Source organism: Mesorhizobium sp. PAMC28654 (genome assembly GCF_020616515.1).
Classification (GTDB): domain Bacteria; phylum Pseudomonadota; class Alphaproteobacteria; order Rhizobiales; family Rhizobiaceae; genus Mesorhizobium.
In genome coordinates this window covers 309,713-323,608 of the sequence record NZ_CP085135.1, presented here as the reverse complement: position 1 = coordinate 323,608, position 13,896 = coordinate 309,713, and the positions used below count along the sequence as shown (strand labels likewise).

At 62.4% G+C, this 13,896-nt stretch carries 13 protein-coding genes; 6 read left to right on the top strand and 7 right to left on the bottom strand.

Translation table 11 applies throughout. The features are described 5' to 3' along the window. The first annotated feature begins 189 nt into the window (after positions 1 to 189). From folE to LGH82_RS01560, 3 genes are all read left to right on the top strand, one after another. Positions 190 to 825: a GTP cyclohydrolase I FolE gene (gene folE / locus LGH82_RS01570; RefSeq protein ID WP_227347002.1), complete on the top strand. Its 636-nt coding sequence runs from the start codon at positions 190 to 192 to the stop codon at positions 823 to 825. 112 nt (positions 826 to 937) lie between these two features. Further along, positions 938 to 1,396: a phosphoribosyl-AMP cyclohydrolase gene (gene hisI, locus LGH82_RS01565; protein WP_227349450.1), complete on the top strand. Its 459-nt coding sequence runs from the start codon at positions 938 to 940 to the stop codon at positions 1,394 to 1,396. Positions 1,397 to 1,480: 84 nt separating this feature from the next. Beyond that, positions 1,481 to 2,452 carry a patatin family protein gene (locus LGH82_RS01560; protein ID WP_227349449.1) on the top strand — a complete coding sequence of 324 codons (972 nt, stop codon included), beginning with the start codon at positions 1,481 to 1,483 and terminating at the stop codon, positions 2,450 to 2,452. Between the two features lie 6 nt (positions 2,453 to 2,458). Here LGH82_RS01560 and recJ read toward each other — a convergent pair whose 3' ends face one another. Both recJ and glpX read right to left on the bottom strand, forming a co-directional pair. After that, positions 2,459 to 4,243 carry a single-stranded-DNA-specific exonuclease RecJ gene (gene recJ / locus LGH82_RS01555; protein ID WP_227347001.1) on the bottom strand — a complete coding sequence of 595 codons (1,785 nt, stop codon included), beginning with the start codon at positions 4,241 to 4,243 and terminating at the stop codon, positions 2,459 to 2,461. A gap of 60 nt (positions 4,244 to 4,303) precedes the next feature. Next, entirely contained in the window at positions 4,304 to 5,287 is a 984-nt protein-coding gene (gene glpX / locus LGH82_RS01550; protein WP_227347000.1) for a class II fructose-bisphosphatase, read from the bottom strand. A 350-nt stretch (positions 5,288 to 5,637) separates the two neighbouring features. On the opposite strand from glpX, the gene LGH82_RS01545 reads away from it, so the two are divergent. Continuing rightward, positions 5,638 to 6,586, top strand: a protein-coding gene (locus LGH82_RS01545; protein ID WP_227343924.1) for an IS630 family transposase whose coding sequence is annotated in 2 segments (ribosomal slippage) — positions 5,638 to 5,981 and positions 5,980 to 6,586 — 951 coding nt in all. Because the reading frame shifts where the segments join, the coding sequence is not laid out codon by codon here. A gap of 12 nt (positions 6,587 to 6,598) precedes the next feature. Here LGH82_RS01545 and LGH82_RS01540 read toward each other — a convergent pair. The 5 genes from LGH82_RS01540 to LGH82_RS01520 all read right to left on the bottom strand — a co-directional run bounded on the left by LGH82_RS01540 (position 6,599) and on the right by LGH82_RS01520 (position 10,370). Then, positions 6,599 to 6,766 (bottom strand): Thivi_2564 family membrane protein, encoded by a 168-nt coding sequence (locus tag LGH82_RS01540; protein ID WP_081293949.1) that lies wholly within the window; start codon positions 6,764 to 6,766, stop codon positions 6,599 to 6,601. Between the two features lie 65 nt (positions 6,767 to 6,831). After that, positions 6,832 to 7,191, bottom strand: a complete 360-nt coding sequence (locus tag LGH82_RS01535; protein ID WP_227346999.1) for a hypothetical protein — start codon at positions 7,189 to 7,191, stop codon at positions 6,832 to 6,834. Positions 7,192 to 7,322: 131 nt separating this feature from the next. After that, complete coding sequence (locus LGH82_RS01530; protein ID WP_227346998.1) at positions 7,323 to 8,636, bottom strand: homoserine dehydrogenase; 1,314 nt, start codon at positions 8,634 to 8,636, stop codon at positions 7,323 to 7,325. 48 nt (positions 8,637 to 8,684) lie between these two features. Then, positions 8,685 to 9,902, bottom strand: coding sequence for an LL-diaminopimelate aminotransferase (locus tag LGH82_RS01525; RefSeq protein WP_227346997.1), 1,218 nt, complete (start codon positions 9,900 to 9,902; stop codon positions 8,685 to 8,687). Positions 9,903 to 9,947: 45 nt separating this feature from the next. Then, complete coding sequence (locus tag LGH82_RS01520) at positions 9,948 to 10,370, bottom strand: hypothetical protein (RefSeq protein WP_227346996.1); 423 nt, start codon at positions 10,368 to 10,370, stop codon at positions 9,948 to 9,950. A 67-nt stretch (positions 10,371 to 10,437) separates the two neighbouring features. On the opposite strand from LGH82_RS01520, the gene phaC reads away from it, so the two are divergent. Further along, positions 10,438 to 12,273 (top strand): class I poly(R)-hydroxyalkanoic acid synthase, encoded by a 1,836-nt coding sequence (gene phaC, locus LGH82_RS01515; RefSeq protein WP_227346995.1) that lies wholly within the window; start codon positions 10,438 to 10,440, stop codon positions 12,271 to 12,273. A 315-nt stretch (positions 12,274 to 12,588) separates the two neighbouring features. Next, entirely contained in the window at positions 12,589 to 13,767 is a 1,179-nt protein-coding gene (locus tag LGH82_RS01510) for a D-Ala-D-Ala carboxypeptidase family metallohydrolase (protein WP_413771416.1), read from the top strand. Positions 13,768 to 13,896: the final 129 nt, after the last annotated feature.

The following is a 13,896-nucleotide window of genomic DNA, read 5'->3' as shown; positions in this document are numbered from 1 at the left end:
TTCCTTTCGCTGCGCACGACCATATATAATGCTGGCAGTCGGGTATCGACAAGGCAACCATAAGCCGCGTCCTTGCCAAATCTGTTCACGCCGCTTACGGGGCCGGAAACCGGGCGAGTTTCTGAAACCGAAGGTTGTGGTCCGTTCAACTCGTTCCTCCACCGAGGGGAACTACGGGAGACGCCTTTTATGGATGCCGTTATCAAGAAACTCATGCCCCAATCCGCCTATATGGAGAAGCCGGTCACGGACCGGCCGAGTGAAGCCGAGGTCGAGGCTGCGGTGCGCACGCTTTTGCGCTGGACCGGCGACAATCCGGACCGCGAGGGCCTGATCGATACGCCCAAGCGCGTGACGAAGGCTTTCCGCGAGATGTTCGGCGGCTACGACATGTGCCCGGCCGAGGAACTTGGCCGCACCTTCGAGGAAGTCGCTGGCTATGACGACCTCGTCATCGTCAAGGACATCATATTCCACTCGCATTGCGAGCACCACATGGTGCCGATCATCGGCAAGGCCCATGTCGGCTACCTGCCGGACGGCAAGGTCGTCGGGCTCTCCAAGATCGCGCGCGTGGTCGATATCTTCGCCCATCGCCTGCAGACCCAGGAAGCGATGACCGCGCAGATCGCCGGCGTCATCCAGGACGTGCTCAATCCACGCGGTGTCGCCGTCATGATCGAGGCCGAGCACATGTGCATGGCCATGCGCGGCATCCGCAAGCAGGGTTCCACAACGCTGACCTCGACCTTCACCGGTGTGTTCAAGGACACGCCCGAGGAGCAGGTCCGCTTCGTCACCATGGTGCGCGGCGGCAGGGCCTGACAGGCCCTCGCCGGTTCGCCAGACCATGATCCCGAACCGAAGGACCGCGCCAGCGAAAAGTGGGGACCGGTTTTCGGATAAGATCATGGTCAAACAGGAAAATGAATCGGCGATGTCGGCACTGGAATTCCCGAAAGCTTCATCGGACAAGAAGGCACTGGAGGAAGGCCCGGTCTTTTCACCGCGCTTCGACGCCAGCGGCCTCGTCACGGTCGTCGTCACCGATCAAGCCGACGGCATGCTTCTGATGGTCGCGCACATGAACGCCGAAGCGTTGGCGCTGACGCTGGAAACCGGCATCGCCCACTACTGGTCGCGCTCGCGCAACGCGCTCTGGAAAAAGGGCGAGACCTCCGGCAATTTCCAGCATGTCGTCGAGATACGGACCGACTGCGACCAGGACGCATTGTGGCTGCGCGTCAAAGTGTTGGGCCACGATGCAACCTGTCACACTGGTCGACGTTCATGCTTTTATCGGACGGTGGGGCTGATCGACGGCAAGGGGACGCTTGCCGACGACGGCAGCAAACCGCTGTTCGATGCGGAAGAGACGTATCGGAAGCCTTTGTGAACCATTCCATATTCACAAATCACTCATGTTCATTATTCTCAAACATCCTTTCGGTACAAGAGATGCGGGACAAGGGAGATCATGATGCTCGAGTGGGCGTCATTGCGTAACAGGCCAGACGTTCGAGAAGCCAACGGCCTCTCCTCGTCCGGCGGCACGTCCGAACCGACCCACCCCAAGAAAACCGGCATCTCCCTGGCATTGGGTGGCGGCTGTGCGCGAGGCTGGGCCCATATCGGCGTGCTGCGCGCGCTCGACGAAGCCGGTATTGAAGTATCGATGATAGCCGGCACATCCATCGGCGCGCTGGTCGGCGGTTGTTATCTTGCCGGCAAACTGAATGAACTGGAAGAGTTCGCGCGCAGCCTGACCAAGCGGCGCATCTTTGGCCTGCTTGATCTCAACCTGCGCGGCAGCGGTCTGTTCGGCGGTATGAAACTCGACGCGCGCATGCGCGAGCATATGGCGGGCATTCGTTTCGAGGACTTGCCCAAGCCGTTTGTCTGTGTCGCCTCGGAGATCCGCACCGGCCATGAAATCTGGCTGTCGAGCGGGTCGCTCATCACCGCCATGCGCGCTTCCTATGCGCTGCCCGGCGTCTTCGAGCCGGTGGACTGCAATGGCCGCTTGCTGGTCGATGGAGCCCTGGTCAATCCGGTGCCGGTCTCGGTCTGCCGCGCCTACGAGCAACCGCTCGTGGTGGCTGTCAATCTTCACTATGACCTGTTCGGCCGCGCTGCCGTCATCAAGCACAGCGCTGGCGAACTGAGGGACGAGAAGGATGCGCCACGAGGCGGCCAGGCCGACTCCGAGCGCCAATCGCACCAGACCCGGCTTGGCATCACCGGCGTCATGGTCGAAGCCTTCAACATCATCCAGGATCGCATTTCACGGGCGCGGCTGGCGGGCGATCCTCCCGATATGTCGCTGCAGCCGAAGCTCAGCCATATCGGCCTGACCGAATTCCATCGTGCCGGAGAGGCGATCAACCTCGGCTATCAGGCAACGATGGCCCAGATCGGAGAACTCACCCGATTGCAAACGGTGTTGAGTTAACCGGGTTCAGGCAAGCGCGGCATCGGTGATGCGAAATTGCACCGTTCGGTTGCCGTTCCAGTAATTGCCTGACAGCGAGCCGGCGACGTGTACGGTCTTGCCCCGGTTCTTGAACAGGAACTCGCCAAGCGTGGTATCAACGGCACGGAAGGCGATCGCCTGGATGCGGCCACCGCTCTCCGACTGCAGTTCGGCACGGATGTGATTGGTGCCAACCGGACGCGCGTCGGCAAGACGATGGCGCGGCAGCGCGAAGACCGGCGCCACATGCCCGGCACCGAACGGACCTGCCTTTTCCAGCGCGTCGAGCAGGCCAAGCGTCGCGCCCTCGGCCGCGAGCGCGCCATCGATCGCCAGGCGTTCCTCGTCCTGCAACCGGAACACATCGCCAGCCGCACGCTCCTCGAAGAAGGCCCTGAGCTCGCCGAGTTTCGCGCGCTCTACCGTGATGCCCGCCGCCATGGCATGGCCACCGCCCTTGACGATCAGCCCGGCATCCGCCGCCTCGCGCACCAGGCGGCCGAGGTCGAAGCCCGACACCGAGCGGCCTGAACCCGTGCCTACACCATTGGCGTTGAAGGCTATGGCGAAGGCCGGGCGGCGCGCATGATCCTTCAGCCGCGAGGCAAGCAGGCCGACGATGCCGGGGTGCCAGTTGTTGCTGGCGGTGACAACGATTGCCGGACCATTGCCGCCGGCAAGCTCGGCGTCAGCCTCGGCGCGCGCCGCCGCCAGCATCTCCTGCTCCATCAGCTGCCGCTCCTGGTTGAGTCGGTCCAGCGTTTCGGAAATGGTACGGGCCTCGACCGGATCGTCGGTGGCGAGCAGCCGGCTGCCAAGTGCAGCGTCGCCGATGCGCCCGCCGGCGTTGATGCGCGGCCCGATCAGATAGGCCAGATGGAACGTGCTGACCGGCTCGCCGATGCGCGAGACACGCGCCAGTGCCGCCAGGCCCTCATTCTTCTGCTGTCGCGCCACCTGCAGTCCCTTGACGACAAAGGCGCGGTTGACGCCGATAAGCGGCACCACGTCACAGACGGTCGCCAGGGCAACCAGATCCAGCATGGAAAGCAGGTCAGGCGGCGGCGCGTCGGTCAGGCGCCCGCGCAGTATTTTTGCCGTCTGGACCAGTGTGAGAAAGACGACACCCGCCGCGCAAAGGTGGCCTTGTCCGGAAAGGTCGTCCTCGCGGTTGGGATTAACCACGGCAATGGCCTCCGGCAACGGGCCGCCAACTTGGTGATGGTCGAGCACCACGACATCGGCGCCGGCCTGCATCGCCGCATCGACGGAAGCCGCGCTGTTGGTACCGCAGTCGACGGTGACGATCAGTGTCGCGCCGCGCGAAACCAGTTCACGCATCGCATCGGGATTGGGGCCATATCCCTCGAAAATCCGGTCTGGGATATAGATCTCCGACGGCACAGAAAAATGCGCGAGAAACCGCTTCAGCAGCGCCGACGAGGCGGCGCCGTCGACATCATAGTCGCCGAAGATCGCCACCTTCTCCTTGGTCACCACAGCTGCGGCGATGCGTGCGGCAGCCCTTTCCATGTCGGTCAGCGACGCCGGATCAGGCAGGAGGTCACGGATGGTCGGATCGAGAAAGCGCTCGGTCTGTTCCGCGGTCACGCCACGCCCGGCAAGCACGCGGGCGACGATGTCGGGCACGCCATGGCCTTGCGCTATGGCGAGCGCCGTCATGTCCTGCCGCGCCGTCAGCCGGTGTTCCCAGGAAACACCGGTCGCCGACTGCCTGACATCAAGGAAAAGTCGTCTTTCGCCCGTCATGCGACGCGCCGTCCGCGAATTGTCATTTCTCACAATATGCGACGGCTAAACAGGAAGGTATCAAAACTTTTCCAGGTCCTGGTGTCGTGCCTTGATCTCGCGCACCGTTCGCGACGACGAACGCAGCACGATCGTATGCGTCGTGATGTAGTTGCGGCCGAACTTGACGCCGGCCAGCATATTGCCGTCGGTGACGCCGGTGGCAGCGAACAACACATCGCCACGCGCCATGTCGTCAGTCCGATAGATCCGTTTCGGATCGGAGATGCCCATCTTCGCGGCCCGCGCGACTTTTTCCGGCGTATCGAGGATCAGCCGGCCCTCCATCTGTCCCCCAGTGCAGCGCAAGGCGGCAGCGGCCAGCACGCCTTCCGGCGCGCCACCGGTGCCGAGATAGATGTTGATGCCGGTTTCCTCGGGGTCGGTGGTATGAATGACCCCGGCAACGTCGCCGTCGCCAATCAGCCGGATCGCCGCACCCGTGGCGCGCACGGCCTCGATCAGCTTGGCATGACGTGGCCGGTCGAGGATGCAAGCCGTGATGTCGGACACAGCGACACCCTTGGCCTTGGCCAGGCTGGCGATGTTTTCTGCGGGCGTTGCATCGATGTTGATAATGCCCTCGGCATAGCCGGGACCGATGGCGATCTTGTCCATGTAGACATCGGGGGCAAACAGCAGGCTGCCCTTCTCGGCGATCGCGATGACGGCAAGTGCATTGGGAAGGTTCTTGGCGCAGATCGTCGTGCCTTCGAGCGGATCGAGAGCGATATCGACGGCCGGACCTTTGCCAGTGCCGACCTCTTCGCCGATATAGAGCATCGGCGCCTCGTCACGCTCGCCCTCGCCGATCACCACCGTGCCCTTGATGGCGAGGCGGTTGAGCTCCTGGCGCATGGCATCGACGGCGACCTGGTCGGCGGCCATTTCGTCGCCGCGCCCACGCAGTCTGGCGGCCGCCACCGCGGCCCTCTCGGTGACGCGCACCAGTTCCATGGTGAGTATCCGGTCGAGACCGGCGACAATGTTGTGAGCCACATTCATCTGGTGGAAATCCTCGTTGGCATGCGGCCTCCCGCCGGAGGCGCGTCTCTTTTGTCAAACGAGCATGACAACGGCAAGACCTGCTGGGGGATTTCTCGAAAAGGCAACAATATCAATCGATTGAAGTCCGGCACTATAACGAAGCACGTCCGGCCATGATGGACCGGGCGTGCGTCGGATCAGATTGGATTTCCCCGCTTGCGACCCGAACGAGCCTTTTGCAATGCTCGTTCGCCCGCGCGGCGTTGCGGTGTCCTAGAGCAAAATCCGAGCGGATAGAATCGATAGGGGTTTCGTTGGGATTGGAAATCTGATTCAGCATATCTGCTGGATTCGGAGGCCGGCATGGCATGGCGAAATCCTTATCGGAAGATTTGCGGGCTCGGGTGGTCGCAGCGGTTGATGGCGGCCTGTCGCGACGGGCGGCAGCGGCGCGATTTGGCGTGGCGGCGGCAAGCTCGGTGCGTTGGGTCCGGGAATGGCGCGAGACCGGAGCCACCTGCGCAAAGCCGCAGGGCGGCGACAGGCGGTCCCACCGCGTTGAAGCGTATCGCGACATCATCCTGGCGGCGATCGAGAGGCGGGTGGACATCACGCTGGTCGAACTCGCCGAGTTGCTGCGACAGGAGCATGGCGCGTCGTTTGCGACGAGCACGATCTGGCGGTTTCTCGATCGTCACTCCATGACCTTCAAAAAAAACGGCGCACGCCAGCGAGCAGGAGCGGCCAGACGTGGCGGCGCGACGAAACGCCTGGTTCGACGCCCAGCCCGACCTTGATCCCGAGCATCTGGTCTTCATCGACGAGACCGGAGCCTCGACAAAGATGGCTCGACTGCGGGGGCGCACGAAGCGCGGGATGCGGTGCCGATCGCCAATCCCGCATGGCCATTGGAAGACGACGACGTTCACCGGCGCCCTGCGCCTCACTGGCATGACCGCGCCAATGGTCCTGGACGGCCCGATGACTGGCGAATGGTTTGTCGCCTATGTCGAGCAGGTTCTCGTGCCGACGCTGCGGCCCGACGATGTCGTGATCCTCGACAACCTGCCGGCGCACAAAAGCGCAGCCGCCCGTGTGGCGATCGAAGCAACCGGCGCAAGGATGATGTTCCTCCCGCCCTATTCCCCCGACTTCAACCCGATCGAGAACGCCTTTTCCAAGCTGAAATCGATTCTACGCAAAGCCGCCGCACGAACCGTCGCGGAATTGTGGGATACCATCAGCGCCGCACTGCCTTGCTTCACACCAACCGAGTGCGCCAACTACTTCGCCGCAACAGGATATGAGCCGGAATGATCAGATTCTGCTCTAGAAGACCGCGAGATACTTCAGCAGCGAGATGATGCCGATGATGATGACGATGATCTGAACGATCTGTCGCATCCTGGCATCGAGCGGAAGCCGCTGTACAAGATAAAGAACGAGAATGATCACCAGAAACGTGATCAGAATGCCTATCAGCATGGACGACGCCATAAAACCCTCCTTGAAAAATCAGCGTGCCGAGACGAAAAGGCCGGCAAAGCCGGCCAACTATGAAATTATTGATACCAGCGGCGTGGCGTGTCGCTCATCGCCTGTCCCACCGCAATTCCGGCCAGAAACCCGATCAGGCCGATGATGCCGACGACAGCAGTGGTCGTGCCCGGGTTGTCCCGTGCGACCTCGGATACGGCCTGGGCCTGAGTCCGTACCTGCTGAGCGGTTCGCGACGCACGCGCCGCGGCGGTGTCATACATGTCGGACGCCTGTTCCCTGGCATCGTCGACCAGTTCGGCGCCCCGCTCCGAAATGCTCTTGTTGATCTTGGTGATCTCCTTGCGGAGTTCAGCGATCTGCTTTTCGAGAGTCTTCTGGATATCGTCGATGTGAGGGACGTCGGACTTGTTTGCATCGGCCATTGAAAGGTTCCTTTGGTTTGTAGACCAAGAGAACGGCGGGCGCGCAAATTCGTTCCGATCGCCATGACTCGACCGGGTCAAGGGAGAATTCATTGGCCTCGACGGGCCAAGCGGCGAAGGCCGGTTGATTTCTACCCGGCCCGCTCGATGCGGATGACCTGCGGCTTGTCGGTCAGATGGCCGTCCTTGGTGATGCCGTCGACGGCCTTGCGCACTGCTGCTTCGGTGGTCTCATGGGTAACGAGGATCACCGTCTTTTGCGCCTCGGCCTCGCCATTGACAGCATGCTGCACGATCGATTCCAGCGAAATGTCATTGTCCGCCATGCGCTTGGCGATTGCCGCGAACACACCGATGCGGTCATGCACGGTCAGCCGGATGAAGTAACCGCCGGCATGACTGCGCATCTGCGCTTTCTTGTAGGGCTTCAATTCCTTGGCTGGTCGGCCGAAGACCGGGCCGTGCTGGAAACCGGGCCGGCTCTTGGCGATATCAGCGATGTCGCCGATCACCGCCGACGCGGTCGCATTGCCACCGGCGCCCGGCCCTGAAAGCAGCAGCTCGCCCAGAATGTCGGTCTCGATCGCCACGGCATTGGTGACGCCATGCACCTGCGCGATGACCGAGGCAGTCGGCACCATGGTCGGATGCACGCGCTGCTCGATGCCGCTCTCGGTGCGCTGGGCGACGCCGAGCAGTTTGATCCGGTAGCCGAGATCGGCGGCCGCACGGATGTCGGCCTGGGTGATGTTGGAAATGCCTTCCATATAGATGTCGTTGGCGGCGATCCTGGTGCCAAAGGCAAGGCTGGTCAGGATCGACAGCTTGTGCGCGGTGTCCTGCCCTTCGATGTCGAAGGTCGGATCGGCTTCGGCATAGCCCAGCCGCTGTGCGTCCTTCAGGCATTCGTCGAACGAAATGCCCTCGGCTTCCATGCGGGTCAGGATGTAGTTGCATGTGCCGTTCAAGATGCCGAAGACCCTGGTGACCGAATTGCCGGCCATCGCTTCGCGCATCGTCTTGATGACGGGGATGCCGCCTGCCACAGCCGCCTCGTAGTTGAGCAGCACGCCCTTCTTCTCGGCTATCTCGGCCAGCGCCACGCCATGCTTGGCCAGCAGCGCCTTGTTGGCGGTTACGACGTGACGGCTGGCCTCGAGAGCCGCCTTCACGGCGGTACGCGCCGGGCCTTCGTCGCCGCCGATCAGTTCGACGAACACATCGATGTCGGCGGTCTGCGCCATCTTCACCGCGTCGTCGAACCAAAGCGTCGCGCCAAGATCGATGCCGCGGTCGCGCTTGGGGTCGCGCGCCGAAACGGCGGTGACGACGATATCGCGCCCGCACTGCCGGGTCAGTTCCGCTGCCTTGTCACGCAGCACGCGCGCTACCGACGCGCCGACAGTGCCGAGACCGGCGATTCCAACACGCAATGCTTCAGCCATGTCCGGCGACGTCCCTCAAAAAAATCGATCGATATGATGTGTGGCAACTCAGCGGTGGGCGGAGAGCGGCACCACATTGTTGGGCTGCTTGGCGCTGGACGACAGGAATTTCTTGATGTTGCGCGCCGCCTGGCGGATCCGGTGCTCATTTTCGACCAGCGCCACGCGAACGAATTCGTCGCCATATTCGCCAAAGCCGACGCCCGGCGCCACCGCCACATCGGCATGCTCGATAAGCAGTTTTGAAAATTCGAGCGAGCCCAGATGGCGGAACGGTTCGGGGATCGGCGCCCAGGCAAACATGGATGCCGCCGGCGCCGGAATGGTCCAGCCGGCGCGGCCAAAGGCGTCGACCATGACATCGCGACGCTTGTGATAGATGTCGCGCACCTCGGCGATATCGGCGCCGTCGCCGTTGAGCGCGTGCGCCGCCGCAACCTGGATCGGCGTGAAGGCGCCGTAGTCGAGATAGGACTTCACCCGCGTCAGCGCCGAGATCAGCCGCTCATTGCCGACGGCAAAGCCCATGCGCCAACCGGGCATGGAGAACGTCTTCGACATCGAGGTGAACTCGACGCAGATGTCGATCGCGCCTGGCACCTGCAGCACCGACGGCGGCGGATTGCCGTCGAAATAGATTTCCGAATAGGCAAGGTCGGACAGGATGATGATGTCGTTCTTCTTGGCGAAGGCCACGACATCCTTGTAGAAGTCGAGCGAAGCGACCAGCGCCGTCGGGTTCGACGGATAGTTGAGGATCAGCGCCAGCGGTTTCGGGATCGAATGGCGGATGCCGCGCTCGACCGCCGGGATGAAACCATCGTCCGGCTCAACCTGCAGCGAACGGATGACGCCGCCCGACATGATGAAGCCGAAGGCGTGGATCGGATAGGTCGGGTTCGGACACAGGATCACGTCGCCAGGAGCCGTGATGGCCTGCGCCATGTTGGCGAAGCCTTCCTTGGAGCCCAGCGTCGCCACGACCTGCGTATCCGGGTTGAGCTTCACGCCAAAGCGGCGAGCATAGTAGCTGGCCTGGGCGCGACGCAGGCCCGGAATTCCACGCGATGACGAATAACGATGTGTGCGCGGATCACGCACCACCTCGCACAATTTGTCGACGATGGCCTTGGGTGTCGGCAGGTCAGGATTGCCCATGCCAAGATCAATGATGTCGGCGCCGCGCGAACGGGCGCTGGCCTTCAGCCGGTTGACCTGCTCGAAGACATAGGGCGGAAGCCGGCGGACCTTGTGAAATTCTTCCATGGCAGTTCCAGACAGCGAGGGGGTTTCTGGGCGCGCGATATAACCCTATTTGCAAGTAGGGTCGAGGGTAAGGTCACATTTGCCTTCGATCTGCTTCAGCGTGTCACCGCCGTGCTGCTTTGCCAGCGCGGTCAGTTCGGCCGGGCTGGTGGGCTTGGCGCCGCTGTTCTTCGCTGCTTGGGCTCGCTCGTCCGCCTTCAACTGGGCAAGCTTGGCGGTCTTTTCAGCCTCGGTGAATTGCTGCGCCGCCACCTTCGGCGGAATGTTCAGGTTTGGAAAGGTGGCCGTGTCCTTGGGTCCCTCGGCACTGGCGACAGGCGTCGAGCCTTCCATACCGGTGCTCGAACAGCCACTTATGGCCAGCAGCACGATCGCAACGCCCGTGCGGCAAAAACGACCAGTCCTGGAAAAAACAGTATCGCCAATATTAATCGTCATATTGTTTCCCTGGCGGCCGGGGTACAGCATATTGGACCCGGTCCGATGTCCCATGATAATATGTCAAGAAAACGCTTCGGGAGGAACCCCGCCAGCCATGTCCAAGACACCCGATTCGGGCAAAGCGGAAGATGACGAGCCTTCGACCGTCGAGCAATATCTGGTGAAGGACCCGGAACGCTTCGCCCTGAACATGGCGCGCATGATCGAACAGGCCGGCAAGGCCGCCTCCGCATGGGCTGAACCGCGTGAAAAGGGCGAAGTGCGCGACAGCGTCGCCGAGCCGGTTGTCGACATGGTGAAGACCTTCTCCAAGCTCAGCGAATACTGGCTTGCCGATCCGCAGCGCGCGCTGGAAGCGCAGACGCGGCTGTTCTCCGGCTATATGACCGTCTGGGCCAATGCCATTCAACGCACCGGCAATGCCGCGGAAAGCACGGAAGACGCCGTGAAACCCGAGCGCGGCGACAAGCGCTTCCTCGACCCCGAATGGGGCCGCAACGCCTTCTTCGATTTCCTGAAACAGGCCTATCTCGTCACCTCGCGCTGGGCGGCTGATCTGGTCGAGCACGCCGATGGACTGGACGAGCACACCCGCCACAAGGCTGGCTTCTACGTCAAGCAGGTGTCCAACGCCATCTCGCCGTCGAATTTCATCCTCACCAATCCGGAACTGTTTCGCGAAACCGTTGCCTCGAACGGCGAGAACCTGGTGCGCGGCATGAAGATGCTGGCCGAGGATATCGCCGCAGGCAAGGGCGACCTGAAATTGCGCCAGGCCGACTATTCGCCCTTCGAAATCGGCAGGAACATCGCCACCACGCCCGGCAAGGTGGTCGGCCGCAGCGATGTCGCCGAGATCATCCAGTATGATCCAACGACCGAGACGGTGCTGAAGCGGCCGCTGCTGATCTGCCCGCCATGGATCAACAAGTTCTACATCCTCGATCTCAACCCGCAGAAATCCTTCATCCGCTGGGCGATCGAACAGGGTCACACCGTGTTCGTCATCTCCTGGATCAATCCGGACGAACGTCACGGCTCCAAGAGTTGGGAAGCCTATATCAGGGAGGGCCTGCAATACGGCCTAGACACAGTGGAGAAGGCGACTGGCGAACGGGACGTCAACGCGATCGGCTATTGCGTCGGGGGCACTCTGCTGGCGGCCGCGCTTGCGCTGATGGCGCGCGAAGGCGACGACCGCATTAAGTCGGCCACCTTCTTCACCACGCAGGTCGACTTCACCCATGCCGGCGACCTGAAAGTGTTCGTCGACGAGGAGCAGGTCGCGGCCGTTGAGAAATCGATGAGCGAGAAGGGGTACCTCGACGGCACAAAGATGGCGACCGCCTTCAACATGCTGCGCTCCGGTGACTTGATCTGGCCATATGTCGTCAACAACTACATGCGCGGCAAGGATCCCCTGCCCTTCGACCTGCTCTACTGGAACGCCGATTCGACCCGCATGGCCGCGGCCAATCACTCATTCTACCTGCGCAACTGCTATCTTGAGAACAACCTCTCGCAAGGCACGATGCAACTGGCGGGCCATGCGGTCTCGCTCGGGGATGTCACAATCCCGATCTACAACCTTGCCTCCAAGGAAGACCACATCGCGCCGGCGCTCTCGGTGTTCCTTGGGTCAAAATATTTCGGCGGCAAGGTCGAATACGTGATGGCCGGATCCGGCCATATCGCCGGCGTGGTCAACCCGCCGGCATCCAACAAATATCAGTACTGGACGGGCGGGACGCCGACAGGCGATTTCGGCGAATGGATCGCCAGGGCTATCGACCATCCCGGCTCCTGGTGGCCACACTGGCAAAGCTGGATCGAAGCCAAGGACAACACCCGCGTACCCGCCCGCACCCCTGGCAAGCATATGAAAACCCTGGGCGATGCTCCCGGTACCTATGTCAAGGTGCGTGTGTAACGGACTGTAATGTCTGGTGAGTTGACGACCCGGTAAAAGCGGGCGAAATGTGGCGTCAACCACGAAGCAGCCTTAATTCGTCCGCGACTGCTGAATTTCGGTCAGGCTTGCGGATTTGACACAGGTCTCGTTTCCGGGAGAATCATCGTGACGTAGACGTTCAGTCGCCGCGCCACGATGTACCGGCCGGACACCGAGGGGGAATTTGTTTTGAAATCAGCAGGATCGTGCCTGGCGAAGGGAGAAAGTCGCGCTATCGCGGCCGCACTCTTCTCCGTGCTTCTGGCATCCTGTACCTCGGCTGGCGACCCCACGATGTCGGTCGGCATGCCCGGATACAACGCAACAACGACGGAAATGAGCACGGCTTCGGGCGTGCACCAGGTGGCGACGGCTGATTCCTCGTCTCAGATGGCTGCTCATCCGCAGATGACGATGACCGCAGAAGGTGACGCTGCCCTTCCCGAGGAAGTAGCTTACGTGCCGATGGCCAAGCCCGAGGTCGCCTTTCCGATCACGACGCCGGCCGGCGCGGAGACAATTGCCGGCACGACGCCACAGCCGCTGGTGCAACCCGCCCAGACAGAGCAACAGACCGACGCGGTCGCCGCGAAGATCGCCGCCGCCGATGCCCAGGTGACCGCGCCCACGCCCCAGCCCAAGCCGGCGGCCCCCGCGATGAACAATCCGGTCTATGTCACCGCTGGTGAGATGCCGCAGCCCCAAGCCGACACACCCAAGAAAAAAGGCTTCCTGGCCTCGTTGTTCGGCGCCACGCCGGCTTCGGCCACTCCTGCTCCACTCGTCAACACGCGGTCCGTCGAGCCGCCGGCACCGGCTCAAGCCAAGGCAACGCCACCTGCATCGCCACCCGCGGCAAAGCCGATCATCACGCTGGCAACAGCGGATTCCGCGCCAAAGCCGGTACAACTAGCTTCAGTGGGCGGCGATACCAGCCACTACACCAGCGATGCGTTGCCCGGCGTGCGCCAGACGGCGCTGTTCGAGATCAAGCGCAAATCCGGCCTCGACGACGAGAGTGACGTCGACCTGAACGAGGACGAAGGCTCGGGCAGCCCCTATCAGGTGGCATCCGCCGCCGGCCTGGCCCGGCTGGCGCCGAACGGACTGCTCAAGCAGAACGAGACCGTTGATGTCGCCTGCCTGAAACCGTCGCTGGTGCGCGTGCTGAAAACGATCGAGGGTCACTACGGCAAGAAGATGGTCGTGACCTCGGGCTACCGCGATCCGGCCCGCAACCGCCGCGCCAACGGCGCCAAAAATTCGCTCCACATGTACTGCGCCGCCGCCGACATCCAGGTTCCCGGCGTCTCGAAGTGGGAACTGGCAAGCTACATCCGCACCATGCCCGGTCGCGGCGGCGTCGGCACTTACTGCCACACCGAATCGGTGCACGTCGATGTCGGCCCCGAGCGCGACTGGAACTGGCGTTGCCGCCGGCGCAGTGGCAGCAGCGATGGCGGCGACGGCTAACCTGCTCAGCGCCTCCAACTGGTGCGAGCACCGTGCTGGCCGGCGCCGCGCCGCCAGAATTTGGCCGTCGAAAACCCACTTGTGAAACAATTGAAAAAAGTTGCCGCAGGCAGCGACAGACGGGTTGCC